Source organism: Acinetobacter sp. WC-323 (assembly GCF_000314615.1).
In the GTDB taxonomy this organism is placed as follows: Bacteria; Pseudomonadota; Gammaproteobacteria; order Pseudomonadales; family Moraxellaceae; genus Acinetobacter; species Acinetobacter courvalinii.
In genome coordinates, this window is sequence record NZ_AMZS01000035.1 from 307,983 (window position 1) to 332,322 (window position 24,340).

General features: G+C 43.0%; 25 protein-coding genes, 1 other RNA gene and 2 pseudogenes. 17 read left to right on the forward strand and 11 right to left on the reverse strand.

The genetic code is table 11. From position 1 onward, the window contains the following. Window positions 1–8: 8 nt before the first annotated feature. On the reverse strand, window positions 9–596 hold the full coding sequence (locus tag ACINWC323_RS11245) for a 5-formyltetrahydrofolate cyclo-ligase (protein ID WP_009511229.1): 588 nt from the start codon (window positions 594–596) through the stop codon (window positions 9–11). A 478-nt stretch (window positions 597–1,074) separates the two neighbouring features. Here ACINWC323_RS11245 and ACINWC323_RS0118905 point away from each other — a divergent pair. The 6 genes and pseudogenes from ACINWC323_RS0118905 to ACINWC323_RS11225 form a co-directional block, all read left to right on the forward strand. After that, window positions 1,075–3,153, forward strand: a pseudogene (locus ACINWC323_RS0118905) (ESPR-type extended signal peptide-containing protein); the annotation flags it as partial. A gap of 1 nt (window position 3,154) precedes the next feature. Further along, window positions 3,155–3,697, forward strand: a pseudogene (locus ACINWC323_RS20540) (YadA-like family protein); the annotation flags it as partial. Window positions 3,698–3,754: 57 nt separating this feature from the next. Continuing rightward, the gene (gene tpgA / locus ACINWC323_RS11240; RefSeq protein WP_009511396.1) at window positions 3,755–4,546 is read left to right on the forward strand and encodes a trimeric autotransporter adhesin/peptidogylcan-associated protein TpgA; all 792 of its coding nucleotides are present in this window, start codon (window positions 3,755–3,757) and stop codon (window positions 4,544–4,546) included. A gap of 254 nt (window positions 4,547–4,800) precedes the next feature. Then, a complete protein-coding gene (locus ACINWC323_RS11235; RefSeq protein ID WP_005231707.1) occupies window positions 4,801–5,001 on the forward strand; it encodes a hypothetical protein in 201 nt (66 codons plus the stop codon). Between the two features lie 285 nt (window positions 5,002–5,286). Continuing rightward, window positions 5,287–6,525 carry a putative solute-binding protein gene (locus ACINWC323_RS11230; RefSeq protein WP_009511056.1) on the forward strand — a complete coding sequence of 413 codons (1,239 nt, stop codon included), beginning with the start codon at window positions 5,287–5,289 and terminating at the stop codon, window positions 6,523–6,525. Between the two features lie 87 nt (window positions 6,526–6,612). Further along, complete coding sequence (locus ACINWC323_RS11225; RefSeq protein WP_009510887.1) at window positions 6,613–7,356, forward strand: NAD-dependent epimerase/dehydratase family protein; 744 nt, start codon at window positions 6,613–6,615, stop codon at window positions 7,354–7,356. Between the two features lie 18 nt (window positions 7,357–7,374). On the opposite strand, the gene ssrS is transcribed toward ACINWC323_RS11225, so the two are convergent. From ssrS to ACINWC323_RS11215, 3 genes are all read right to left on the reverse strand, one after another. Further along, window positions 7,375–7,556, reverse strand: a non-coding RNA gene (ssrS, locus tag ACINWC323_RS19700) — 6S RNA. A 90-nt stretch (window positions 7,557–7,646) separates the two neighbouring features. Further along, window positions 7,647–7,934, reverse strand: coding sequence for a cell division protein ZapA (locus ACINWC323_RS11220; protein ID WP_009511386.1), 288 nt, complete (start codon window positions 7,932–7,934; stop codon window positions 7,647–7,649). Window positions 7,935–7,936: 2 nt separating this feature from the next. Continuing rightward, complete coding sequence (locus tag ACINWC323_RS11215; protein WP_009510760.1) at window positions 7,937–8,491, reverse strand: hypothetical protein; 555 nt, start codon at window positions 8,489–8,491, stop codon at window positions 7,937–7,939. A gap of 66 nt (window positions 8,492–8,557) precedes the next feature. Here ACINWC323_RS11215 and ACINWC323_RS11210 point away from each other — a divergent pair, with 66 nt between their 5' ends. Both ACINWC323_RS11210 and ACINWC323_RS11205 read left to right on the forward strand, forming a co-directional pair. After that, a complete protein-coding gene (locus ACINWC323_RS11210; protein ID WP_005231702.1) occupies window positions 8,558–9,190 on the forward strand; it encodes a UPF0149 family protein in 633 nt (210 codons plus the stop codon). Window positions 9,191–9,259: 69 nt separating this feature from the next. Then, window positions 9,260–10,573 carry an aminopeptidase P N-terminal domain-containing protein gene (locus tag ACINWC323_RS11205; protein WP_009510762.1) on the forward strand — a complete coding sequence of 438 codons (1,314 nt, stop codon included), beginning with the start codon at window positions 9,260–9,262 and terminating at the stop codon, window positions 10,571–10,573. 375 nt (window positions 10,574–10,948) lie between these two features. On the opposite strand, the gene ACINWC323_RS20545 is transcribed toward ACINWC323_RS11205, so the two are convergent. Then, complete coding sequence (locus ACINWC323_RS20545) at window positions 10,949–11,158, reverse strand: DUF874 family protein (protein WP_032881350.1); 210 nt, start codon at window positions 11,156–11,158, stop codon at window positions 10,949–10,951. A gap of 145 nt (window positions 11,159–11,303) precedes the next feature. Here ACINWC323_RS20545 and ubiH point away from each other — a divergent pair, with 145 nt between their 5' ends. The 3 genes from ubiH to ACINWC323_RS11190 all read left to right on the forward strand — a co-directional run bounded on the left by ubiH (window position 11,304) and on the right by ACINWC323_RS11190 (window position 14,167). Next, window positions 11,304–12,515, forward strand: coding sequence for a 2-octaprenyl-6-methoxyphenyl hydroxylase (gene ubiH, locus ACINWC323_RS11200; protein WP_009510831.1), 1,212 nt, complete (start codon window positions 11,304–11,306; stop codon window positions 12,513–12,515). Next, on the forward strand, window positions 12,512–13,744 hold the full coding sequence (locus tag ACINWC323_RS11195) for an FAD-dependent monooxygenase (protein WP_009511464.1): 1,233 nt from the start codon (window positions 12,512–12,514) through the stop codon (window positions 13,742–13,744). The genes ubiH and ACINWC323_RS11195 overlap by 4 nt, the downstream gene beginning before the upstream one ends. A 174-nt stretch (window positions 13,745–13,918) precedes the next feature. Next, a complete protein-coding gene (locus tag ACINWC323_RS11190) occupies window positions 13,919–14,167 on the forward strand; it encodes a hypothetical protein (RefSeq protein WP_005231697.1) in 249 nt (82 codons plus the stop codon). 25 nt (window positions 14,168–14,192) lie between these two features. Here ACINWC323_RS11190 and ACINWC323_RS11185 read toward each other — a convergent pair whose 3' ends face one another. Continuing rightward, entirely contained in the window at window positions 14,193–14,642 is a 450-nt protein-coding gene (locus ACINWC323_RS11185; protein WP_032881351.1) for a MerR family transcriptional regulator, read from the reverse strand. 61 nt (window positions 14,643–14,703) lie between these two features. On the opposite strand from ACINWC323_RS11185, the gene ACINWC323_RS11180 reads away from it, so the two are divergent. Beyond that, the gene (locus ACINWC323_RS11180) at window positions 14,704–15,345 is read left to right on the forward strand and encodes a cation efflux transmembrane domain-containing protein (protein ID WP_009511380.1); all 642 of its coding nucleotides are present in this window, start codon (window positions 14,704–14,706) and stop codon (window positions 15,343–15,345) included. Window positions 15,346–15,412: 67 nt separating this feature from the next. On the opposite strand, the gene rsmI is transcribed toward ACINWC323_RS11180, so the two are convergent. Then, window positions 15,413–16,255 (reverse strand): 16S rRNA (cytidine(1402)-2'-O)-methyltransferase, encoded by an 843-nt coding sequence (rsmI, locus tag ACINWC323_RS11175; protein ID WP_009511225.1) that lies wholly within the window; start codon window positions 16,253–16,255, stop codon window positions 15,413–15,415. A gap of 16 nt (window positions 16,256–16,271) precedes the next feature. Between rsmI and ACINWC323_RS11170 the strand changes: the two genes are divergently transcribed. The 4 genes from ACINWC323_RS11170 to ACINWC323_RS11155 all read left to right on the forward strand — a co-directional run bounded on the left by ACINWC323_RS11170 (window position 16,272) and on the right by ACINWC323_RS11155 (window position 19,276). Continuing rightward, complete coding sequence (locus tag ACINWC323_RS11170; protein ID WP_009511372.1) at window positions 16,272–17,204, forward strand: penicillin-binding protein activator; 933 nt, start codon at window positions 16,272–16,274, stop codon at window positions 17,202–17,204. Between the two features lie 11 nt (window positions 17,205–17,215). Then, window positions 17,216–17,623 carry a YraN family protein gene (locus ACINWC323_RS11165; RefSeq protein ID WP_009511150.1) on the forward strand — a complete coding sequence of 136 codons (408 nt, stop codon included), beginning with the start codon at window positions 17,216–17,218 and terminating at the stop codon, window positions 17,621–17,623. A gap of 66 nt (window positions 17,624–17,689) precedes the next feature. After that, window positions 17,690–18,400, forward strand: coding sequence for a BON domain-containing protein (locus tag ACINWC323_RS11160; protein WP_009510945.1), 711 nt, complete (start codon window positions 17,690–17,692; stop codon window positions 18,398–18,400). Window positions 18,401–18,403: 3 nt separating this feature from the next. Then, window positions 18,404–19,276: an alpha/beta hydrolase gene (locus tag ACINWC323_RS11155; protein ID WP_005288016.1), complete on the forward strand. Its 873-nt coding sequence runs from the start codon at window positions 18,404–18,406 to the stop codon at window positions 19,274–19,276. 66 nt (window positions 19,277–19,342) lie between these two features. On the opposite strand, the gene ACINWC323_RS0118915 is transcribed toward ACINWC323_RS11155, so the two are convergent. Then, on the reverse strand, window positions 19,343–19,597 hold the full coding sequence (locus ACINWC323_RS0118915; protein WP_005288014.1) for a helix-turn-helix domain-containing protein: 255 nt from the start codon (window positions 19,595–19,597) through the stop codon (window positions 19,343–19,345). 211 nt (window positions 19,598–19,808) lie between these two features. Between ACINWC323_RS0118915 and ACINWC323_RS11150 the strand changes: the two genes are divergently transcribed. Continuing rightward, window positions 19,809–20,312 carry a hypothetical protein gene (locus tag ACINWC323_RS11150; protein WP_009511277.1) on the forward strand — a complete coding sequence of 168 codons (504 nt, stop codon included), beginning with the start codon at window positions 19,809–19,811 and terminating at the stop codon, window positions 20,310–20,312. A gap of 38 nt (window positions 20,313–20,350) precedes the next feature. On the opposite strand, the gene nudC is transcribed toward ACINWC323_RS11150, so the two are convergent. The 3 genes from nudC to dnaQ all read right to left on the reverse strand — a co-directional run bounded on the left by nudC (window position 20,351) and on the right by dnaQ (window position 24,226). Further along, entirely contained in the window at window positions 20,351–21,103 is a 753-nt protein-coding gene (nudC, locus tag ACINWC323_RS11145; RefSeq protein WP_009511148.1) for an NAD(+) diphosphatase, read from the reverse strand. Beyond that, window positions 21,103–22,749: a hypothetical protein gene (locus ACINWC323_RS11140; protein ID WP_009511311.1), complete on the reverse strand. Its 1,647-nt coding sequence runs from the start codon at window positions 22,747–22,749 to the stop codon at window positions 21,103–21,105. Before ACINWC323_RS11140 ends, nudC begins: the two co-directional genes overlap by 1 nt. 127 nt (window positions 22,750–22,876) lie before the next feature. Further along, a complete protein-coding gene (gene dnaQ, locus ACINWC323_RS11135; protein WP_009510955.1) occupies window positions 22,877–24,226 on the reverse strand; it encodes a DNA polymerase III subunit epsilon in 1,350 nt (449 codons plus the stop codon). Window positions 24,227–24,340 lie beyond the last annotated feature (114 nt).

Genomic DNA, 24,340 nt, shown 5'->3' on the forward strand with positions numbered 1-24,340 from the left:
AGTGGGAGTTAGCGATTGAAAAAATAGAATTTTTTAGGTGTGAGTAATCCATCTAGAGGTTGATCCCATTTCTCCCGTAATAAAGGTTGTTGTATATATTGGAAGTCATGGGCCAGACCGAGACGATAAGGACGCTGTTGAGCACTGGCTAGAGTCCGGTCATAAAAACCACCTCCCATGCCGATACGTGTTCCCCGATAATCACAGGCCAGCAAAGGCATAAGCAGTAGATCGAGTCGGGAAACATGGTGGCCACGATTTGCCATGGGTTCCTTCATCCCTAGCGGGTGGTGTGAAAAGCGTTGATTAAGATATTGGTTTGAATGCACCCGTACCCAGACCAGTTGCTGGTTCATATTACAGATCATGGGTAAATAAACCTGTTTTCCGTGCTGAAAACAGAGTTTTAGAATTTTGTGAGTATGAATTTCACCAAAGGCATGTAAATACAGCCCGATTTTTCTTGATGTTTGAAAAGGTGCTGACTTTCTGAGCTGAATCAAAACCTGCTGTTCAGCTTGCTTTTGTTGATAAGAGGAGAGTTGTCTTCTTTTAACGCGTAGCTGTTTTCTTAATAATTTTAAATCTTGGCCCATAAGATTGCAGCAATATTTTTGATAAGAGAATCATACTCGATTTAGCAAACAATATCTAAAATCCAGAGTTTTGGAATTCATAAGTAAAAATTGTTAGTGATGTGGTTATTTTTATTCCAGCTAATAAATGATTTTTTGATTACTTATTTCAATAATTAATGATAATTCAAGGTATTGAATATTATTTTGCTTTGTTTTATGGAGTTTTTGCTCTACTTTTCATTTTATTTGTAAAAAGAAACAAAACGAAAACAAAAGAAAACATAAAATTATTTTTTAGTTAAATCATGAATTTATTTTACATGATTTTTTAATAATGTGAGAAATAAGTCTCACATTTTATCAAAAAGTGTTCATTGTATCTTTACCAATTTACTCGGTTTTATTAGCATCCGCGGCTCTTTTTCGGCATCGAAACTAAAAATGCTCATTTGCATTTTTAGACCATCAATAACTGTAGTAAACATCTGAGAATTTTATGAACAAAGTGTATAAAGTGGTTTGGAATGCATCTATTGGCGCATGGGTTGCAACCTCTGAACTGGCAAAAAGTAAAACCAAAACTAAGTCAAAAATTTTAAATTTGTCTGCTGCAGTACTGGTTGGGGCGATCAGTTTTTCTCCTGCGGCATTTGCCGCAAGTGGGATTGAGGGTGGTACGGGTACAGGTACATCTATTTCTGGAAGCAGATGTACTGAAGTACAAGCGAGTGCGGGAAACAAATCAGATATTGTGATTGGTTGTGGGTCTAAAACAACCGCTTTAGGGCGTGCTTCACTGATTGCAGATCGTAATAATCCATATAATAATTCTACTGGGGCATTTGCGAACGGAGGCAATAAAGAGGGTGGATCAATTGCTCTTGGTACGGGTGCCAACGTTGATAAAGGCTTGGGTACTGCAATTGGTTCATATGCTACAGTAAAAGAAATCGCAGGTGTAGCAATTGGTACAGGAGCCTTATCCTCTGGTAATACTGCGCTTGCGATTGGCCGTCAGTCAGCAGCAACTGGAGACTTTTCGCAGGCAATCGGTAATGTGGCAGCCGCAACAGGTAAAGGTTCTTTAGCGATTGGTCACTCTGCAACTGCAGAAGGTTACCGTTCAATTGCCATTGGTTCTCCAGATATTGAAAATGCAGGTTCTGTCGCAGGTCAGGCAGGCGCATCCTATCAGCCAAACATGGCAACCAAGGCGACAGGTAAAGATTCGATTGCATTTGGTGGTGGTGCGGTTGCAACACAAGAAAACTCTTTGGCAATTGGTGCATTCTCGGCATCAACTGGTAAAAAATCAGTTGCGATTGGTACGGGCGCAAAAGCCAATAAAGATGAAGCTGTTGTAATTGGTGACCAAGCAGAAGCTACTTTTGATGGTGGTGTAGCAATTGGTAAAGGCGCACGTTCAGAAGCTGAAAACAGTATTGCTTTAGGTAAAGATTCAAAAGCGACTCAAGCGACTGGTGAAAGTTTTCTAACCAAGCAAGCTGCTCCAACAGGCGTTTTATCTGTAGGGGATGTGGGTGCTGAACGTCGTATTCAAAATGTTGCTGATGGCGCGGTGGATTCTGATGCCGCAACGGTTGGTCAGTTAAAAGCTGCACGTACCCATTATGTCAGTGTTAATGACAATGGCATGCAAGGTGGTAACTATGAAAATGATGGTGCAAAAGGCCGTAATTCAATCGCGGTGGGTGTAAATACAACCTCAACTGGTTCTGAATCGGTTGCCGTCGGTTCAAGTGCAAGAAGTGCTGGGGTTGGAGCTGTTTCTGTAGGTAGTGCCAGTGAAACAGTGGGCAGCGGTGATGTGTCGATTGGTCGTAATGCGTCGACTCGTGGCGCTGCAGGTACAGCGCCTGGCTATAGCAATCAATCGATTGCAATCGGCGACCAGACCAAAGCGATTGGCGACCAGTCTGTTGCGATTGGTGCAGATGTTATTGCGCGAGGCAACTCATCTGTTGCGATTGGCGGTGATGATGTTGATAAAATTGCCCAAGATGCTGAATTAAGCAAAACCTATACTGATATTACAGGTGGAACTTTAAAAGCAGGTCGTTATCCAACCACTGAGGCGAATCACGGCTCAACTGCAGTCGGTACTCAGGCTGTAGCTACAGGTGCCTTTTCATCAGCTTTTGGTATGACCTCTAAGGCAACAGGTGATGCATCAGCTGCCTTTGGTGTAATGTCGAATGCTTCTGGTAAAGGTGCTGCTGCATTTGGTGCGGTCGCTCAGGCGACAGGCGATGGCGCATCAGCAATGGGGATTAACTCACTTGCGTCTGGGACCAATTCAACTGCAATTGGTTCGGGTAATAAACCAGGTGAAGGTGCGACTGCAACAGGTAATGGTGCTGCTGCAATCGGTAGCAATGCCAAAGCAACGGGTGATAGTGCTGCTGCGGTAGGTAAAGGTGCTGAAGCAAGTAATGAAAATGCTGCTGCGATCGGTGGCGGTGCCAAGGCGACAGGCAAAAACGCTGCTGCAATTGGTGGCGGTGCTTTAGCTGATCAGGAAAATGCAGTTGCTGTGGGTCAAGGTGCGCAATCTCAAAGATGGCGACCGTGTCATTAAGGGCGTCGATAATGGAACCATTGCCAAAGATTCTAAAGAGGCTGTGAATGGTGGTCAGATCCATAATATCTCTGACAGCATCAAGAACAGCATCGGTGGTAACACCACGGTTAACCCGGACGGTACGATTAAAACCAATAATATTGGTGGTACAGGTAAAGACAATATCCATGATGCGATTGGTACCTTGAACCAGTCAAATCAGGAATTGGGTAACCGTATTACGAACTTGGGTGATCAGTTACAACAAGCCTTCTACGATACAAACCAGCGTATTGATAGCGTAGAGAAAAAAGCCAATGCGGGTATTGCTGCAGCAATGGCATTGGAAGCAGCTCCATTCGTTGCAGGTAAATATACCTATGCTGCGGGTGCTGCTTATCACGGCGGTGAAAATGCAGTCGGCGTTACCTTGCGTAAAACCTCGGATAATGGTCGCTGGTCAATTACCGGTGGTGTTGCTGCAGCATCGCAAGGTGAGCCAAGCGTACGTATCGGTGTAAGTGGTGTCATTAACTAAGAAACTGGCGGGGAGAGCGCAGGCTCTCCTTACTCAACATATCAAGAGAGTTATGAAATGAAAAAAACGATTCAATGCTTGGCAGTAGCAGCTCTTGCCGGTTTCTCGGTAGCGACTTATGCAGATGAAGATACAGCGGTAGTTCAACAGGAAGAAATCAAGTTTCCTGCGGTTGAAAACAGTTATTTAAAACAGGTAAAGCGTTATGAATATGATGACGTTGCCCGTTTAGATACAGGTTTAACCAAAGACCAGATCCGTCATTTATTGGGTAATCCTCAATTTAGCGAAGGCGTATTCTTGGTAAAAACCTGGAACTATGTTTTAGATATTCGCCAGCCAAATAGCCAAGACTATTTACGTTGCCAACTCCGCGTCGATTTTGACAAAAAATATTTGTCAGAAAGATTGTCATGGAAAGGTGAAGCCTGTGAGGGTTTAATGGCTTGGGGTGCAAATAATCAGGTGCCGAGCGATGCAAACGTAAATACTGCACGTTCTGGTAGCGTATTCTTTGCCTTTGACCGATTCAATGCCAATGCAATTGAACAAGGTTCGGCTTCAGTATCAGCAATTGCACAACGTATTAAACAAAGCAATGCGACAGGTCCAATCCTTGTCTCTGGCTTTGCTGATCCGTTGGGTAAATTTGTGTATAACCACCAATTATCAGCACAACGTGCCAATACGGTAGCGAAGTTGCTGGTAAATGAAGGTGTAGATGCAAACCGTATCCAGATTCAGGCAAATAGCCAGACTGACCTTTATCAACAATGTGCAGGCAGCAAAGCCAACGCTAAACTTGTGGGCTGTTTGGCACCAAACCGACGCGTTAACGTAAGCTGGTAATACAGTTCATCTTAAAAAATGGCTGCTTTAATAGTGGCCATTTTTTTATTTCTATATGAAATCAGTCAGCTAGATGCCATCAAGCATTTTAAGTCAAGTAGAATCACTTTTGCGCCAGATAAGGCAAAAAGTTAAATTTTTGTGAACTGTTAGACAAAATACATAATTGTGCTTAATTAATGATCTAAAATGCACGGCGTGAAATAGCTGCTTGAAAAAGTCATTCACCGGATATCGCTTACGAGGGGAAAAACATGTTTGAATCAAAAAATCTCATTGTTCTGGATCAAATGCTTGTCTTAAAAAAAGAAGGTAAACGTGATCTGGTTTATGAAAATGATACTTTGCTCAAGGTCAAAATGATTTCGAATCAGCATATCGTGGTAGAAGATGATGCTCAGACCAGCTTTTTATTGAAACCTCAGGATGAAAATGTGCTCTGGTCATTTATTTAATTTAAAAAGCCTTGGATAAGCTGCTGGTTTTAATGCGCTAAAGAGCAGCTTATTTACCATATTTTAGTTAAAACTACCGATTTATAAAAATATCCGATAAACGCGAAATTCCTGTTACAAGACTACATCCTTGCATTGCCAAGCATCTTTTAGTGCTTAAATTTAAGCGCCTGATTTATGTTGACTCAATTGACATCGGCTAACTAAATACAGTCAATTCTATTTTTATCTTTTCTCCTTAACTTGAATAAAACTGTTGGGAAATAGCTAAAAATGGATCGGACTATGCAAAATAATAAATTTATCAAATTTACAAAATCCTTTTTGGTGCATTGTACTTTGGCGAGTTCAATTCTGCTGATGAATACAGCTTATGCAGCACCCGAAGGCAAACTGGACTTGACGCTTTCGACACATTCACAGAATAAGATCAAACAGTTGCTCAATGATCCGAAAACCTGGCAACAGATTCCCAAGCAAGTCACTTTATGTGTATTTTCACCCAATGGCGAGCATAGTGAAGCCTTTGAGCAGGCCACCAGTTATATTACTGAAATCCCGCGCATGGTTCGTGTTGCAAAACAGTTCGGCGTCAATATGAATGTGACCCGGCCTTCGCATTTACAATTTAAACTGGATTTTGATTATCCTAAATTAAAAAAACAGGCCTCAACCTTAGTCAATCTCAAGGTCTATACCAATGAAGCGGTGCTTACTGAGGATTTCCGTAGCAAGCGCTGTGATGGGGCTGGAATCAGTAACCTCCGCGCCAAACAATTTAATAAATTCGTCGGCAGTATCGATGCGATTGGTGCATTGCAAACCTATAAGCAGCTCAGTTCTGTTATTCAGGTTTTGGCCAATCCAAAATTCGATGAAAAGATGGTCAATAAAGATTATGAAGTCGTGGGAATCGTACCTTTGGGTGCCGCCTATATCATGGTGACCGATCGTAATATTAATACCTTGGCAAAAGCTGCGGGTAAAAAGGTTGCGGTATTCCAGTTTGATGAAACGCAAAAGAAACTGGTACAGAATGTTGGCGCACAACCGGTTTCTGTCGATCTGGTGACGGTGGGCGGAAAGTTTAATAATAAAGAAGTCGATATCATGGCTGGACCAGCGATTTTATTTGAGCCATTGGAACTACAAAAAGGCATGACCGATAAATCAGGTAAAGCGGTTGGCGGTATTATTAAATTTCCTGTGATACAGGTGACAGGAACCTTGATTATGCAGCGCAATAAGTTTCCAGCAGGGATGGGATCGATTGCTCGTGAGGTGATTTCCAAACAGTTGAATCCAGCCTTTGAATTTGTCGATAAAATCGAAGCCAAGATTCCAGATAAGTTCTGGTTAAAGCTGAATGAAAGTGATAAGCCGGGTTATGTGCGTTTGATGCGTGAAGCGCGGATTCAAATGACCAAAGAAGGTTTTTACGATAAAGATATGATGAAGTTGTTGAAGCAGGTGCGTTGTTCGCAAGAGCCAAGCAATTATGAATGTGCTTTAAATGATGAGTGATTAAGTTTGATTAAGAAAACCAGAGTGTAGAATAGTGTCGAAAATATCGGCATTATTTTATTACTCCTTTGACTAAAAAACTTTTAAATGAAAAATCATCATCCACATCGACCTGTTGTCTTTATTGCAGGAGCAACTGGTGCCATTGGCTATAAGCTTTGCCTGATTCTTCGGCAAAAGGGCTTTAATGTTTACGGTTTGACTCGCTCAGCTGACAAGGCAAGGTTTCTTCAAGCAATCGGTGTTCATCCCTTAATTGCGGATATTTTTGATGCGGAAAGGATTAAAGAAATAATAAGTGAAGTTGCGCCAGATGTGGTGATTCATCAACTCACGGATTTACCTTATGGTTTACAGCCTGAGTTCATGCAACAGGCACGTATCAGAAATGCAAAAATCAGAAAAATAGGGACTGACAATCTTGTTCAGGCTGTTACAAACAAGGCCTGTAAGCTGATTGTCCAAAGTATTGCTTTTGCCTGTGTACCTGACCAGCCATACTATAATGAGCAAACAGAATTAGATTTAAATTCAGCCAATCCTATATCGAGATTGAATGCAGAAAGTATTGATGGACTGGAAAAGCAGATTCAAAGCAGTGGGCTAAATCACGTGATTCTACGATATGGAAAATTATATGGAGAGGCGACAGGATGTATCGCAGCGGATTTCTGTAAAATTCATGTTGATGCGGCTGCACATGCTGCTTATCTTGCGATCGAGAAAGGACAAGGAATTTATCAGATTGTGGAAAATGAACAGTTATACTTGAATGAAAAAGCAAAAAGAGAGTTGGGATTTAATCCAGATTATCGTTTTTATATGGGCTAAGTATTGAATACTTAAAAATAATGCTCCAGAGGTGCCGCTGCATGGTCGTTACCCTGAACCCGATGAGTTCAAGGTGGAGGTGACGCGTACTTAATGGGTTTCCTACTCGAGGCAGGCATACACTCAAAATACACAGAACACATCCATAAATATAAGTATCGGCAGGGGACTAGACGTACTGGCGAACACCCTAGAGACAGTTTTAGTATAACTGATCTTTACGCGATGACAATCCTTGCAAGGCAGTTATCTGTAAAGATACTTACTAATTGATGGGGCTTTGTGCAATTTTACTCAACAGTTTGTTCGACATCTTCCAAAATGGTCTGGAGCAGACGTTCGCAGTGGGCATATTCCTGTAAAGACTTATTTAGGCTAAACACTTCCTGCGCCATTTGCAGGGCCACCATGATCACCAGTTTGTTATGTTCTACGCGTGGCGCATTGCGACGCATGTCATGAAACTTCTGATTCAGCAATTCAGCCGCACGTTCCAGCTCTTCACGTTTATCTTCAGTCGTGTTTAAACGGAAAGTCTGTTCAATCAAGCGAAGTTCGACAACAATGGATTCACTCATGATCAGGTCTCCTCGTGAGTTTCAGCATTTGGATGAGCGAGTTGCTGAATTTCTTGTGCATGTTGATCTTGGGCCGTACCTAAAATAGAAAGGCGCTGGATAATGGCTTCCACTTTAGATTTTGCAAGTTCATTTTTCTGCAACAAGCGATCGCGATCCTGTTGTAAATCCTGAATTTCTTGTTGGCTATGACGTTGCTGTACCTGTAATTTTTCTTTGTTGATACGCAAGTCATTACGCTCAGCCAGAATTTCCTGAAAGCGATTTTTTAAATCGGTGGTGCTTTTCTCTAAACGGCTATAACGTTCCGCTAAAGTTGTTGCATCTTGATTCAGTTGTTTAAATTGATCTTGTAACTGAGTCAGTTGTTCAGTTAAGTTATCAACTTCTTCCTGCTTTTGCGTGATGATGCTATTTTTCTGCACAACTTGTGCATGATGGTCAGTTTCAGCTAATTGTTTAGCTTCAGTGAGCGATGTATTTTCTCGCTCAAAGTGATGTAGGCGTGTTTTTAAAACACCAATATGCGCTTGTAGACGCTGTAATTGTTCTAACATAACGAAGGTCGCACAGAGTTGCAATCAAAGGTAATATATACAGCAGTATAGAGATTGGATAAACGAATGCAAGACGATATTTCAGGTTGGACGGAATGGAATGCCCATTTTGATGGGATTGAAGAAATTTCAAGTCCAAGTGAGTTACATGGTTTACTCACTGGTATAGTTTGTGTGACACAAGCGCCAACCGCAGATGAATGGTCACAAATCTTAAACACCCTTAATGTACCTGCTTTACAACCCCAAGCACTGGACAGTTTGACGGATGAAGCAGAGGATGTGGCGCATGCTTTATCTGATGATGAATTAGACTATTTGCCGATGCTCCCGGATGACAGTCATTTACTGGTCGATCGTGTGCAGGCATTGGCTGACTGGTGTGCCGGAGTGGTGCTGGGTTTCGGTTTGGCTTCGGGTCATATTCGTGGCGAGGAGCAAGAGCTGATTGAACATTTACAAGATGTTGCAGCGGTTGAGTTTGAAGACTCAGACAATGATGAAGAAGGCGAAGAAAGCTATCAGGAATTGTATGAGTTTGTACGCCTGATTCCTGTGAGCTTGTCGATTGGTCGTAAAAAGATTGCTGTGGCTGAAAGTTCTTTGTTACAAAATTTTCATGCTAAAAGCAGAAATTCAGACAACCCTTCCGATCCTCAAACCGTGGTAGAAATGTTTACCCCACATCGTCCGAGTTAACTCGGGCGGTGCCTTAAACTTTTATAAATAAAGATACTTACAATCATTCATCTTCATCAGAAGGACAATATGAAATTAAGTCAGGCCGATTTTAAACAACGTCGTGATCTTCTCGCTCAATATATAGGCAGCAATAGCATTGCAATTATTGCGACGCGGGCAGAAATGTATCGTAACCGCGATGCGGATTATAAATATCGTGCCGACAGTAGTTTTTATTATCTGACCGGATTTGCAGAGCCAGAAGCGGTGGCCGTGATCGAAACCTTTGAAGAGGGTGAGGAATATAGCTATAGCTTGTTCTGCCGTGAACGTAACCGTGAAATGGAAATCTGGAATGGCTATCGTGCCGGGATCGATGGCGCAATTGAAATTTATGATGCTGATGAAGCTTATGCAATTGATCTGCTTGATGAAGAAATCATCGACAAGTTATTAAATAAACAGCGTCTTTACTATCGTATCGGACACAATGCCGAATTTGATGCACGTGTAAGCCAGTGGATTCAAAAGGCGGATGCACATCGTGGGGGGACTGCGCCAGCAGAAGTGGTACAGCTTGACCGTATTGTTGATGAAATGCGGTTAAAAAAATCGGCACAAGAAGTTGAGCTGATGCAGATTGCAGCCAATATCAGTGCCGAAGCGCATACCCGTGCCATGCGAACGGTTAAACCTGAGATGATGGAATACGCACTCGAAGCGGAACTGAATTATATCTTTGGTCAAAATGGCTGTGTGCCGGCGTATAACAGTATTGTTGGTGGCGGTGAAAACGCCTGTATCTTGCATTATGTTGAGAATAACAAGCTGTTAAAAGAGGGTGATCTGGTACTGATCGATGCGGCCTGTGAATATGAGTTCTATGCATCGGATATTACCCGTACATTTCCGGTAAATGGTAAATTTAGCCCTGAACAAAAAGCGTTATATAACGTGGTACTTAAAGCACAGCTGGCTGCGATTGATGCAACCCGTATCGGCAATCACTATAAATATCCGCATGAAGTGGCGGTAAAGATTTTAACCCAAGGGCTGGTTGATCTTGGTTTACTGCACGGTAATGTGGATGAGCTGGTTGAAAATGAGGCATTCCGTCAATTCTATATGCATGGTACAGGGCATTGGCTCGGTATGGATGTGCATGATGTCGGTGCTTATAAGACTGGCGAAGACTGGCGTGCTTATGAAGTCGGTATGGTGGTGACCGTTGAGCCAGGTTTGTATGTTGCGCCAGATGATGAAACCGTTGATGCAAAATGGCGTGGTATTGGTATTCGTATTGAAGATGATATTGTCGTGACAGAAAATGGTCCATTGGTTCTGACCAAGAATGTGGTTAAAACCGTTGAAGAGATTGAAAGCTTGATGGCGAGTCGCTAATCAGTCGAGTTGCAGAACTGAAGCCTTAGTTTTAATGAATGCCTCTTCATCATGTATGAAGAGGCATACAAAAAATTATAATAATATTTAGAAAAATAAGTGGCTTATATGAAATTGTCGAGCTGTGTTTATCGAATAGTCACTGACATTTATTTGATTTTATTGATTTATGTATATTGAAAGGTTCATCATTATTACTTTGATCTGACACGGTGGGAGTAGCATGAAGATCGACAGATACTTTCCCTGCTGTTTATTTCTTTTATATTTTTTTTCAGTGTAACGGCATTGTTTATCTATACTATTTTTTATAACGTTGGGAAATATCGATCTATTGAGTGGACTTTGTATTTTATTTATTTTTGTTTGATGAGTTCAGTTTTTATCGTCTATCTTCCAAGAAAATATATTTAATCTAGTGTCTTCTGTCTTCTGTCTTCTGTCTTCTGTCTTCTGTCTTCTGTCTTCTGTCTTCTGTCTTCTGTCTTCTGTCTTCTGTCTTCTGTCTTCTGTCTTCTGTCTTCTGTCTTCTTTCCTGCGGAAAGACCTACTCAGGTGAAAAGGCTGATTAAGATAGATGAGCATGTTTCTTTTCTATCGATGCTCAAAACAACTTTTGAAGATATTTTAAAAACATAGACCAAACAAAGTACAAATTCCCTTCCTGATTTAAGTTAGAGTAATATAGTCCCGAAACGCAAGTCATGAAAAACTGATAAGGAATAATATTATGCAGCAACAAGTCATCATTGTCGGTGGAGGTATGGTTGGACTCAGCCTTGCTTTAATGTTGGCAAAATCTAATATCGCGGTAAAGCTATTAGAAGCTGTGAAATATCCGAATTATGACGATGAAAATGTCGCCCCTTATCATTCCAGCTTTGATGCGCGTAATACCGCATTGTCACGTCGTAGCGTACAGATTTACCAAAAATTAGGCTTGTGGGATGCATTACAGCAACATGCGACTCCAATTCTGCAAGTGCATATTACCGAGCAGGGCAGTTTTGGTAAGGCACGCCTCGTTGCTGAACAAGAAAAAGTCGAAAGCTTTGGACAAGTGATTGAAAACGCATGGTTAGGTCGTGTATTACTGACCCAAGTACGTCAGCAGCCGTTGATTGAGCTGATTGACGGAGTGCAGGTGACTTCACTCACGCAAAATGAGGATGAGGTTCATATCGAAGCGATGCGCAATGGTGAATATATTCATTCCTTAAAATCCAAGTTGGTGATTGCAGCCGATGGTCGTGATTCTTTCTGTCGACAAGCCATTGGTGTCGGTGTGGATGAGCATGATTATGACCAAGTCGCGATTGTCACGACCGTACAAACCTCTAAACCGCATCAGCATGTTGGTTTTGAACGTTTTAGCGCATTAGGGCCATTGGCATTGTTGCCTTTACCGGGGGAATACCGTCGTTCGGTGGTATGGCCAGTGAAGAAAGGCACAGAAGCAGAATGGTTAGGTGAGGAAAATGATCAGCACTTCCTCGATGCGTTGCAGCAAACTTATGGTGATCGTGCGGGTAAATTTGAAAAAACCGGCAAGCGGTTTAGTTATCCATTGTCACAAGTGTTGGCGCATAAGCAGGCTGTTGGACGTGTCGTGTTGATGGGGAATGCCGCACATACGATTCACCCAGTAGCAGGACAAGGGTTTAACCTGTGCTTGCGTGATGCCGATGTGCTGGTTCGTTTTCTGATGGAGCAACTGGCGAAGTCCGATGATATTGGCGCGCCTGAAAATTTACTGGCCTATGAGCAATCCCGTTTAAAGGATCAGCAACGTGTAATCAAGTTCTGTGATTCGGTGGTGCGTGGTTTTAGTAATCAGAATTCAATCCTTAAATTATTACGTAATACCGGCCTGATTGCATTTGATGTGATTCCGGGGGTTAAGCCTTTGGTTGCCAATTATGCGATGGGGCTAAAAGCATGAGTGAACTGTTAGATGTGGTCATCGTCGGTGGTGGATTGGTTGGTGGTTTAACCGCTTTATTGTTGGCCCAAGGTGGGGTACAGGCCACAGTGCTGGATGCTGCGCCTGTGCTTGATCAGGACAAGACTTTGGCGGTCATGAATCCGCGTGTATTGGCACTTAGCCAAGCGACGATTCACTTACTCAAAACGGTTGATGTATGGAATGATCTGGCACGACAAATGCCTTATTCAGGCATGCAGGTCTGGAATAAAAATGGCTATGGCGAAATCAATTTTGGTCATGCTTCTGAGCAGCCACCACACTCAGATCAGGCCTTAGGGTCGATGGTTGAGCCGAGTGTCCTAAATGTTGCCATTCAACAAAAGATGTTGCAGCAGCTTAAAGACTACCGTACCCAGGTCAAAGTCATTCGGATTGAACAGATTCCACAAGGCTGGTCGATTCAACTGGCAGATGGCACAACATTAAAAACGAAGTTGCTCATCGGTGCAGATGGTGCCAACTCTTTTGTCCGTGAGCAAGCCTATATCGATCTGGATGTACTGGATTACAAACAGGCTGCCATCAGTTGTGCGATTAAAACCACACAACCGAATCAGTATGTGGCTCGCCAGATTTTCTTGCCAACAGGCCCATTGGCGTATTTACCGATGGCCAGTCTGGATGCACAGGACAATGGTTATTGGCAATCGATTGTCTGGACATTACCCGATGACTATGCCGATGAATATTCGGCACTCAATGATCAAGAGTTTATGCAATTGCTGACTCAGGAAAGCCTGCAAATGCTGGGTGAGGTGGTTGAGGTGCGTTCCAGAGCGCAATTTCCACTCAAGGCACGTGCTGCACAGCGCTATATTAAATCGGGGCTGGCATTGATTGGTGATGCAGCACATGTGATTCATCCTTTGGCAGGACAAGGCGTGAATATTGGTTGTCTGGATGCCGCGGTGCTTTGTGATGTGTTACTGCATGATTTAAAACGTGGTGCATGGGCCAATGAACAGACCTTGCTGCGTTACGAGCACCAACGTAAAGGTCAGAATGATGCCATGATGCATAGCATGTCTGCGATTGGCTGGCTGGAAAGTTCGGAGTTGTTTCCTTTGGTCTGGGCGCGAAATTTTGGCTTAAAACAGGTCGAACAATTTGACGGGTTTAAGGATCGTTTCATGCAACAGGCCAACGGATTAGGTGTGTTAAAAGACACCCGTTACGCTTGTTAAAAAAGAGTAGATATTTTTTAAACAATCATTTATAAATCAGAGTGAATTTGGTCGCAAAAAATACGATTTTAGCAATATTGTACTTTGCGAAATGAAAAGAGCTTGCTAAATTTCATCAAGTTCTGATGACCAAATAGCGATGATGAGAAGTTTAGTCATTGTGGGGAGATTAATATGACGGAAATGAATGATTACGACGACAACACAGAAGATTCTGCTGTAGACGATGATGAGGCGAAAGCAGCAGAAACTGGTGCAGATAGCGAAGAGTCGAGCGCCAATGATGCCGATCTTGCCGAGGCTGAAACTTTAACGGTAACGGCAAAGCAGAAACAGCGTCAGGCTTTAGAAGATGAAGTTGCTGCGTTCCTTGCACGTGGTGGACGCATTACCGAAGTCCCACCCGATGAACATCAAGATTAAGTCGAATAAAGACAGCAAAAAAGCATCACGATTGTGGTGCTTTTTTGTGCTGGTGGGATTCGTGTTCGCACTCCAGTGGCTGATGGAGTTCTTTTAAAATTCCACATTGTTCAATGGTACGATGTTGTGAGCATTGCTGTTTTAAATGGGTTAGATCCTGTTTGAGATGTTCCAGATTTTTAATTTTCTGGGAAACCTCAGCCAGATATTGATCAATCAGATGATCGACTTCCATGCAGGTTTGATTGGGGTTCTCTGACATATCCTTGAGCTTTTGAATATCCTGTAAGGTAATGCCCAGTTCACGGCAATGCTTGAGAAACAGAAGTTCGGACAGCATCTGTTCAGAATAATGTCGATAATTGCCCGCCGTGCGTTTGGCTTTCTCAAGCAGCCCAATTTTTTCATAATAACGAATCGTATCCACAGATACGCCAGACTTTTTTGCTAGTTGCCCAATGGTAAGATTTATCATGCTTGACTCTGGAGTTACTCTAGGGTTTTAAATCACTATAAAAGATTAAGTGAGAAAAGTCATGGCAGGATGTGGATGCAACACAACATGTTCCCCAACACAAAAGATTAGCCCCAAGTTTCGCAAAGCGTTGTGGATTGCTTTGGTGCTGAATGCATTGATGTTCTTTGTCGAGATTATTGGTGGTTCACATGCACGCTCGGTTTCTTTATGGGCCGATGCGCTAGATTTTGCCGGTGATGCGGCGAATTATGCCATCTCTCTAGCCGTACTCTCCATGACCCTTTATTGGCGTGCGACCGCAGCTTTAGTGAAAGGGATGACCATGGCGGCCTTTGGTATTTTTGTAATTGTGAAAGTGTTCTGGTCATGGTGGCTGGGAATCACCCCTGAGCCGATGCTTATGGGGGCAATCGGTGTACTGGCATTGACAGTGAATGTAGTTTCAGCATTGATGCTTTACGCATTCCGTGATGGTGATGCCAATATGCGTTCAGTGTGGCTATGCAGCCGGAATGATGCAATTGCCAATATTGCGATTATTATTGCAGCTGTCGGCGTTTTTGGAACTGGAACCATGTTTCCCGATTTATTGGTCGCTTTTGTGATTGCTTATCTTGGTGTTTCTTCGGGTTTAAGCGTGATTAAACAGGCCAGAGCGGAAAGAAAAATGGATCAAGCTAATATCATAACGAAGGCTTAAAACACAGTGTTGTTATTTCATATTTAACGGTTAAGGGGGAGATTTTTTGTAATCTCCCCCTTAGGTTTTATTGATCGTGTTGGGTCAATTCCAACGCGCGTTGATAAGCAATTTTCTTCTTAATACCGGTCAAATCAGCAGCCAGTTGTGATGCCGCTTTGACGGATAAGTCCTGTAATAAACGTTTTAATAACTCATCCAGTTTATCCTGTTCCATATCTTTTTCGGCAGAAGCACCGCCGACCACCACCACGATTTCACCTTTCTGCTGGTTGTGATCATTTTCAATCAAGGTGACCAGTTGTTTTAAGGTCATTTTCTTGATGGTTTCAAATGTCTTGGTAATTTCACGGGCAAAACCGACAGGACGATCTTCACCAAAGACCTGAACCATATCCTGAATACAGGCCAGAATACGGTGTGGTGCTTCATAGAAAATCAGGGTCTGGGTTTCATCTTTGAGCTTTTCCAGTTGGCTAATCCGTTGTGACGCTTTCGATGGCAAGAAGCCTTCAAAGCTAAAACGGTCACTGGGTAAACCCACCGCACTTAATGCAGCAATCGCAGCACAGGCACCGGGCACAGGAATCACGCGAATGCCGTGCTCTTGTGCAGCACGCACCAGTTTAAAACCAGGGTCGCTAATCAGGGGCGTTCCAGCATCACTAATTAAAGCAACATTTTCACCATTTAACATTTTTTGGAGAAGTTGATCAATTTTGTTACTTTCGTTGTGATCATGACACGCGGTTAGTGGAGTTGAGATATTATAGTGTTTGAATAATTGAGCAGATTGACGAGTGTCTTCTGCGGCAACCACCGAAACGGATTTTAATATATCAATTGCACGAAAGGTCATGTCGTCTAAGTGCCCAATCGGGGTTGCTACAACAAATAATTGAGCACTCATAAAAGGTAACTCCCTCATGTATTACAAAAAATATTGGCTGCTACTCAGTTTGGCAGCAATGGTGAGTCCGGTTTATGCGGACGTACTGGTGATTCTACCCGAATCTGGTGCGATGGCGCGAGCCGGTCAGAACATCAAACGCGGTTTCTTGAGTGCTTATACAGCATCTGGTAGCAAAGAAAAAATCATTTTTGTAGATTCCGCCAAAAATAACATCGATACCATTTTCAAAAAGCGGGTTAATAACAAGACCCGTTTGATTGTTGGACCATTGGCCCGACCGGATATTGAAAATGTGATGCAGCGTAATCCGGCAATTCCGGTGCTGGCCTTGAATGATGTGAATACTCAGGCGACCAATGTCTGGCAGTTTAGTCTGGCCAAACAGCATGATGCAGTTGCACTGAATCAACTGTTGAAAAAAGATAAAATCAAAAAGCTACTGGTGCTACGTCAGGCAGGAACCGAGTCGGCAACAGAACTGTTTATGATGGGGTTGATGTCCGAGTTTGGTTCAGATATTCATGTCGTGAATGAACTGCCGAAAAAACTGGCACGTAAAGAAGGGCTATTATTGCTCGGAGACCAGCCATGGCTAGAACAACTGGGCCCACTGCCAGAAAAGAATATTTATGCCACAGCGCTAAGTATAGAGCAGGATAAACCGATACCTAAAGGCCTCAGCTTTTGTGATACACCGGCCTTATATAATGGACAGTGGGCCGATGTCATCAAGGCTTATAAAGAGCAGCCTGAAAATATGGCGTTCCAGCGCTTACTTGCATTTGGTGGCGATGCCTGGAGCATCAGTCAGCAATTCCTAAACAGTCCGGACCGGAAATTTAATTTTGAAGGTCGTACTGGGGCAATTGAGGTGAAGGACGGTAAAATTTACCGACAGCCGTATTGTTATCAACAACAGAAAAATGGCATTCAGATGTTGAAGTAGACGGTTCATCCATGCAATCGTCATGTCAGGATCTAGGGCAATGGGCTGAACAAACAGCACTTGCCTTGCTCCAATCCCATCACTATGAGTGTGTCGCGCGAAATTATCATTCACGTTATGGTGAAATTGACCTGGTTGTACAGCGCCAGCATGAACTGGTCTTTGTTGAAGTCAAAGCCAGATCGGCGGGGAGTTATGCTGCAGCCTGTGAGGTGATTTCCCCAGCTCAACAGCAAAAAATTATTAAAACCGCTCAGCTGTTTTTACAGAAATATCCTAAATATTATGACTTTGACTGTCGTTTTGATGTGATTTGTTTTGATTTTCCACGGAAATTTGCAAAAACAGTACAACCAGATTTTTCAAAATTGCAGTATGATCAGCAATGGATTGAACATGCGTTTACTTTAGACGGGTGAATGCACGGGTCTGAAGCTGAATATTGAAATTGAACAAATGTGTTTGTAGTTAGGGAGTCTTGCCAAGTGTTAAAACGTTTAACGATTACGTTGCTTTGCGCTGCAAGTTTATCGGGATGTGCGAGTTTTATTTCTGGGGGTACGGGAACGTCACCAGTCGGAACAAATAGTGGTGAGCGTAGTCTGGGGCAGATTTTTATTGATTCTTCAATCAAGCGTACTGCAAATATCAATTTGTATAAATTAGATCACCGTTTTAAACAGTCACGTATCAACATTGAAAGTTTTCACAGCAATGTTTTATTGACAGGCCAGGTTCCTGATCCGTATTTAAAACAGTTGGCTGAAGACAACTTGCGCTCAATGACGGATGTTAAAGCAGTACACAACTATATTACGGTGGGCGACAAAGTCGGCTATAACACTATCATGCAAGATGCGACGGTGACTGCCAATACTCGTGGCCTGTTAATGAAAGCGCCAGTAGTGTCGGATAGCAAAGTACTGGTACATACCGAAAATGGTGTGCTGTATGTGATGGGACGTTTAAATACAGCTGAATCACGAGATTTGGATGATGTCTTACAAAAAGTTGGAAATGTGACTAAAATTGTGACGCTCATTGACAATGTGGACCAGCCTTCAGGTACTGTCGCAAGTTCAACAGCAGCTACGCCAATGGCGGGTACTGCGACGACACAGCCTTTAGTTGAGACACCTGTTGCAATTGATCCAGATCAGGCGGACCCTGCGACCATTACTCCAACTAATCCTTAATTTATGAAGCAACTCATCCAACAAGTACAAGAAAATGTCATCAAGGCGAAAACGTTCTATCAGGAGTTTCGCCTTTATGATTTTGCCAGTTATTCGATTAATTATCTAACCCCGAAAGATACGTTTGAAAAACACGAGCATTTGGCCTATGGGCTCAAGTCAAGACAGCGGCTGGATTTGTATCGGACCAAAACCCCGAAAAAGCAAAGACCACTGATTGTTTTTGTGCATGGTGGCTCGTGGCAGCATGGCAATAAGCGTGATTATTTATTTGTTGGAGAAAGTTTTGCCAGAGAGGGCTATGATGTTGCGGTGATCAATTATCATCTTGCTCCGGCTCATATCTTTCCCACCTTTATCGATGACATTGCGCAAGCAATTCACTACCTGAGCCAGAATCAGGACAAGCTCAATATTTCTACCGATAATATCATTTTGATGGGGCACTCGGCGGGCGCTTTTAATGTGATGTCTGTGGTGTATTCTGCTTACTCACAAAATTTTAAATATAAAGATAAGATCCGTGCCATTGTCGGCATGGCTGGTCCTTATCATTTCGACTATAAGGGCGATCCGCTGGCAGAGCATGCTTTTGACCAGAAAGTTTCCTACCAGCAAGTCATGCCTTATTACTTTATTGAGCCGAACCAGATTAAACATTATTTATTGATGGCCGAACAGGATCAACTGGTGGCGAAGGAAAATAGCTTTGATCTGGATAAGGCGTTAAGAGCGAAGGGGAACCATAGTCATATCGCCGTGATTCCAAAGACAGGTCATATCACGATAGTGGCGACGCTGGCGAGCTTAATGAGCCATTATTTCAAGACCAAGCGGACTATCCTGCATTTTCTGGATGAGGCATTGGAGCCTTAAAACAGGACTCATCTGATCAATCCATAGCATATTCAAGGCAGATTACTGAAACTCGGTGATCTGCCTTTATTTTTTGTGTGATTGCATGGCATCCAGAATGAGATGAATCCCTGTGTGTGGATCAATGTTCAGCGCTGTACAGTACCAGACATATTCCACCACATCCAGTCGCCGTTCTCCTTGCTCCACTTTTTGTACATACGAATGTGGCTTAGCCATGCGTGAGGCCAGTTCACGCATGGTCAATTGTTGCATTGTGCGCTGCTGTTTAAGCCAATGGCACAAAATGTTCATTTCATCGGTATGAATACTACTTGTCATTGTACCTATTTATGGTAAATTAACTCAATTACCCAAAATAGGTACAAAATTGATGTCGGGTTGGGCATAAAAAAATCTGAAGTTGCGACATAGATCAATAAAAATTTACACAGGTTGAGGGGGAATGAATGTTAGGCAGTCGCTATAAAAAACCGCCATTACCGCGAGTTTTCTTGGAGGGCAAAGGGAGCGCGAGAACAGGAGCAATGGTATGGCGGACATGAATTACAACAATGATATACAACATTGGGCCCAAGCGTTGCTAACAGAGGAGTCTCCACCAAACCTGTTGTCTTTAGCGCCGCAATTGCTGGATCCGGAGATATTTCCCCCAGAAGTGGTGCCTGCAACATTGGCAAATCTATTTCATTTTTTGATCCGTAATGAAAAAGGACAATGTGAAGCTAGACTAGTGCCAGTCATTCAATGCCTGTTTAAGCATTATCCTGATGCACAGCAGAAGCTGGTTCAACGGATACTTCAATCAAGTTCCAGCATGCGATTGCAACATATTGGCCCGCAATTATTCAGTATTTCACCTCTACTCGATCAGCAGACCCACTGCTGGTTAATTCAGCAGACCCTGAGTCTGATGTTTTTTCGGCAATGGTCAGATGAACAGGTGCGTGATGTGCTGAAGCATTTATCACAAGCATTAGAGATTGATTCAGCACACATGCAGCGGATTATTGCCGGAATGAAGGATATCCATTGATTAGACAATGTGTATGGGTTTGAATCTGATCAAAGCCATTAGGCTTCGGTTTTACTTTCGATCATTTGCATGATCATGTTATGCGCAATACTGCCTTTGAATGGAATTTCTGGTAGCTGATCGAATTTAAAGAATTGTGCATCACTGATTTCTTCAAGCTGCAGCTGGATATCACCCGATTCATATTCAGCATGAAAGGCAATCATCAGGTTGCTTGGAAATGGCCAAGGCTGGCTCGACATATAGCGAATATTTTTCAGTTTCAGTCCGACTTCTTCAAAAGCCTCACGTTGTACGGCTTCTTCCAAGGTTTCGCCGACTTCAACAAAGCCTGCGATCAGTCCATACATATTGCTTTTATTGTGCGCTGATTTAGCCAGCAGCACTTCATTGTCACCTTTGGTGATAATCGTGATGATACACGGCTGAACACGTGGATATTGATGATAAGCGCAAGCAGGACAGACCATGGCATATTCTTTAGCGTGCACTTCGGTTGCATGACCACAGTGACTACAGAACTTGTGGTTACGTCGCCACTCCAGTAATTGCACGGCGCGGCTGGCTTGCAAAAAATCACTGCTTGACCAGCTTTGAATGAGTTCCCGAATTGGAATCAGTTGATAGCCTTCTGGAATGGCTTCATCTTCCAGAAGATCACGTGCGATGACTTGATCATTCTGGTGGATGGGTAGGTCACTTGCTAGTTTTTCAACCTGAGGCAGTTGAAAGTTTTCGTCTACTAAAAGTTTCTGGTGTTGAAAAATATAAGCAAGTGATAGTTGAGTCATTATGCGGCTTTAGATTGTAATTGCTGACTGTTTGATAATGCCACATCAAACATAGATTGCAAGACGGGTTGCTTGTTCTTCAAGTTATCCACCAGTAAATCCAGGCCGGCAACAACATTTAAAACACAATTAATTTCGTCCGCAGAGAAGGCCTGATGTTGATCCAGACGATGCTGGGCAAATTGTGCAGCTCCGATTAAGGCATTTTGTTGCGCCGAACTTCCCAGGAACAGGGCAGCACCCGCAAGCTCTTTCAAATAGCCTGGCAAAGCTTCCAGACTATGGGAGGCCGGGTCTTGAACATACAAGCTTAACGTTTGTGTCAAGGTTTCCACCAGTGTTTTGGTTTCAGTCAATAAGGCCTGATGCGCTTCATCTAAACGGTCCAGCGAGATCTGCATATTGTTGACCCGTAACTGTAAACGGCTTGAGGTGTAATTCCGTTCCAGAATCCCAATCGAGTTCATTGATGCCAGAATGCTGTTCATGAGCTGTTGCACTGAAGTTGCATCGGTTAAGGTATTTGGCAAACTCAGTTTTTCCGCCTGCTGGGTTAATTCTCTTGCGGCTTCGTTGAGATTCAATACCTTGAAAACATTGCAAAGCTGCGTCAGCTTTTGCTGAATTTCCTGCGTCTTTTCAGGCGACATATTCTGATGGTTGTATTCAATTTCATTACGGATTTGCACCATTTCGCTGGTCATTAACTGGCTAATGGTATGCACTGTTTCATAGTCAGGACCATATAGATGGCGGCTCAGCACCTGAAGCTGGGTATCGCTGAGTAACTCATCACCAATATTCAACTGTTCGCGAATATGTTCAGAAATCTCATCTTCCTGACTGATACAGATACATAAAATATCGGCCAGATCAGCAATGCTATTTTTGAAAGCATGGGGTTGTGCCAGAAATTGGCCGATATTGGTTTCGATCTGGATGAGGGTGCGTAAACGTGCTTCGGTAATTGAAAGCTCATCAATGTGACCTAAGCCAACATTGACCAGTTGCCAGTACTGCTGGCTAGGTTGGCCCGATGCTAAACCAGCAAGATAAACACCCACTAATTTAATGCCTTGCAGGTCAAGTGCTGTTTCAGATTGTTTGATCAGTTTGTTCAGGCAAAGCTTATATAACTGATGAATATATTGCGATTGCTCCAGCGTAGGTGCCTGCGGCAAATTAAAACTTGGGGTAATCAATTCCAGCAATGGCTGAACGGTCTGACCTTCTTTGGTAAGCGGTCTACCTAATGCTTTTTCCAGACGATTGAGTGTGTCGAGCAAAAACTGTGGCACTTTCACTTCGCGCAGGCAGATAAACTCAATATAACGCTTGAGCATGGTGGTGCCTTCACTGAGGGCAACCACATCACTGGTCTGAACCTGTTGCGGCTGAGCCATGATTTTACGCATCAGCTCAGCAGAATATTGAGTAATTTGTGATAAGTGAGGCATATCAATCAGAGCAAGTACTTGAGTACATTGCTCAAACTGGTTGAGTGCATCATCAATCCCGAAGGGTAAGGCTTGTTCTTCGGCAAGGGTATTGACGGCTGTTTCTACCAATTTAATCGAATTATCGATCTCATTTTTTATTATTAATAATGCCGTTGGGTCGAAGTGAATCGAGGTTTGGTAAGACATATGACCTACACCTTTCCTGAGTTGTTATATCCATGGGCCTTCTGAAAAAGAAGGCCTGATTCTTTAAGAGTTAATATAACGTAAGTTTTAAAACTTGAAATACAAAAAGTTACATTGAGCAGTAAATTTATTTTGCGAAAAGGCAAGGTTCGCCATGTTTTTGCTCGAATTGTTTGACCCAGGTCTCATGTTCATTTAACTCATGTTCAGAAGGCTCGATCACAGGTAAATCGACTTCCACGCGTTGACGGGTGGTTTTATTCTGATTTTGTTCGGTCTGGGAGAGGGCATCCATATCAAAAGAGACCTGCCCACCGGTCATGGCAAGGTACACATCTGCCAGAATTTCAGCATCGAGTAACGCACCATGGAAAGTACGATCGCGTGCCGGAATTTCGTAACGGCGTACCAACGCATCCAGAGAGTTCTTTTGTCCAGGATGCTTGTTTTTGGCCATTGCCAAGGTATCGGTGACGTCGCAGACTTCTGAAAGTGCAGGTAATCCCGTGCGTTTGAACTCCATATCCAGGAAGTTCATATCGAAGGTCGCGTTATGCGCAATAATTTCAGCGCCCTTCAGGTAAGCAAATAGAACGTCGGCAATTTCGGCGTACTTCGGCTTGTCCTTTAGAAAGTCATCACTAATACCATGGACATTTTCAGAGTCACCAACCGGTTTTTCCGGATTGATATAAATATGAATCGAGCTACCGGTTAGTTTACGGTTGATCATCTCAATCGCACCCACCTCGATAATCCGGTCGCCATCCTGATAGTAAAAACCGGTGGTCTCGGTATCCAGAATCAGTTGACGGGGGCCTTGCAGCTTTAATTTTGCTTCAGTGACCACAATCTGTGGATGTTGACTAGAAACCGGTGCCGAGGATGTCTCTTCTGAAGTTTCAATTTCATCTGCAACATCATCTTCGGTGTCTTCGATCATCTCAACATCATCCGTTTCTGCATCCATATCCAAGCCAAAAGGATCATTTAAGAGCCAGTCAGCTTCAGGCTTTTTTGTATCAGCGTTAGCCTGCGTTGCATTTTTTAATTGTTGAGCCGTCTGTTCTGCGCCTAAATTTGCCAGCTGATCGGCCATTTCATTGCCTTCATGGCCGGCATGTCCCTTGATCCAGTTCCACTCGATGTTTCGATTGGCACAGACAGCATCCAGTTTTTGCCATAAATCCGGATTCTTAACATCTTTCCAGTTTTTCTTTTTCCAGCCATGAATCCATTCGGTGATGCCTTGTTTGACATAGTTGGAGTCTGTCCAGATAATCAGATGCGCATCTACCGGGCAAAAGGAAACGCCTTCAATAGCCGCTTGCAGTTCCATGCGGTTGTTGGTTGTTACCGCTTCACCGCCACAAAGCTTGTGTTCGCCTTGTTCGGTAATGACATACGCACCCCAACCACCGAGACCTGGGTTTCCTTTGCATGCGCCATCAACATAAAGCGTGATTGTTTGTGACATATCTGAACCTGAACAATAAAATAAGCAGCGTGAAAAATCTGAGTTTTAGAATCCGAAAATGAAAGCTAATCTTCAATTGCGGATTAAGCAAATGAACCAGAACCCAGATTTTTA

Bases quoted from the DNA above. Each gene is read 5' to 3' on its own strand.
- ACINWC323_RS11210 (WP_005231702.1), top strand. From the start codon at position 8,558: ATGCAAGACGATATTTCAGGTTGGACGGAATGGAATGCCCATTTTGAT.
- ACINWC323_RS11235 (WP_005231707.1), top strand. From the start codon at position 4,801: ATGTTTGAATCAAAAAATCTCATTGTTCTGGATCAAATGCTTGTCTTA.
- ACINWC323_RS11180 (WP_009511380.1), top strand. From the start codon at position 14,704: ATGGCAGGATGTGGATGCAACACAACATGTTCCCCAACACAAAAGATT.
- dnaQ (WP_009510955.1), bottom strand. From the start codon at position 24,226: ATGTCACAAACAATCACGCTTTATGTTGATGGCGCATGCAAAGGAAAC.
- ACINWC323_RS11185 (WP_032881351.1), bottom strand. From the start codon at position 14,642: ATGATAAATCTTACCATTGGGCAACTAGCAAAAAAGTCTGGCGTATCT.
- ACINWC323_RS11245 (WP_009511229.1), bottom strand. From the start codon at position 596: ATGGGCCAAGATTTAAAATTATTAAGAAAACAGCTACGCGTTAAAAGA.
- ACINWC323_RS11220 (WP_009511386.1), bottom strand. From the start codon at position 7,934: ATGAGTGAATCCATTGTTGTCGAACTTCGCTTGATTGAACAGACTTTC.
- ACINWC323_RS11170 (WP_009511372.1), top strand. From the start codon at position 16,272: ATGTATTACAAAAAATATTGGCTGCTACTCAGTTTGGCAGCAATGGTG.
- ACINWC323_RS11225 (WP_009510887.1), top strand. From the start codon at position 6,613: ATGAAAAATCATCATCCACATCGACCTGTTGTCTTTATTGCAGGAGCA.
- ACINWC323_RS11150 (WP_009511277.1), top strand. From the start codon at position 19,809: ATGGCGGACATGAATTACAACAATGATATACAACATTGGGCCCAAGCG.
- ACINWC323_RS11230 (WP_009511056.1), top strand. From the start codon at position 5,287: ATGCAAAATAATAAATTTATCAAATTTACAAAATCCTTTTTGGTGCAT.
- ACINWC323_RS11155 (WP_005288016.1), top strand. From the start codon at position 18,404: ATGAAGCAACTCATCCAACAAGTACAAGAAAATGTCATCAAGGCGAAA.
- ACINWC323_RS0118915 (WP_005288014.1), bottom strand. From the start codon at position 19,597: ATGACAAGTAGTATTCATACCGATGAAATGAACATTTTGTGCCATTGG.
- ACINWC323_RS11190 (WP_005231697.1), top strand. From the start codon at position 13,919: ATGACGGAAATGAATGATTACGACGACAACACAGAAGATTCTGCTGTA.
- rsmI (WP_009511225.1), bottom strand. From the start codon at position 16,255: ATGAGTGCTCAATTATTTGTTGTAGCAACCCCGATTGGGCACTTAGAC.
- ACINWC323_RS11165 (WP_009511150.1), top strand. From the start codon at position 17,216: ATGCAATCGTCATGTCAGGATCTAGGGCAATGGGCTGAACAAACAGCA.
- ACINWC323_RS11215 (WP_009510760.1), bottom strand. From the start codon at position 8,491: ATGTTAGAACAATTACAGCGTCTACAAGCGCATATTGGTGTTTTAAAA.
- ubiH (WP_009510831.1), top strand. From the start codon at position 11,304: ATGCAGCAACAAGTCATCATTGTCGGTGGAGGTATGGTTGGACTCAGC.
- ACINWC323_RS11195 (WP_009511464.1), top strand. From the start codon at position 12,512: ATGAGTGAACTGTTAGATGTGGTCATCGTCGGTGGTGGATTGGTTGGT.
- ACINWC323_RS11205 (WP_009510762.1), top strand. From the start codon at position 9,260: ATGAAATTAAGTCAGGCCGATTTTAAACAACGTCGTGATCTTCTCGCT.
- ACINWC323_RS20545 (WP_032881350.1), bottom strand. From the start codon at position 11,158: ATGCTCATCTATCTTAATCAGCCTTTTCACCTGAGTAGGTCTTTCCGC.
- tpgA (WP_009511396.1), top strand. From the start codon at position 3,755: ATGAAAAAAACGATTCAATGCTTGGCAGTAGCAGCTCTTGCCGGTTTC.
- ACINWC323_RS11140 (WP_009511311.1), bottom strand. From the start codon at position 22,749: ATGTCTTACCAAACCTCGATTCACTTCGACCCAACGGCATTATTAATA.
- nudC (WP_009511148.1), bottom strand. From the start codon at position 21,103: ATGACTCAACTATCACTTGCTTATATTTTTCAACACCAGAAACTTTTA.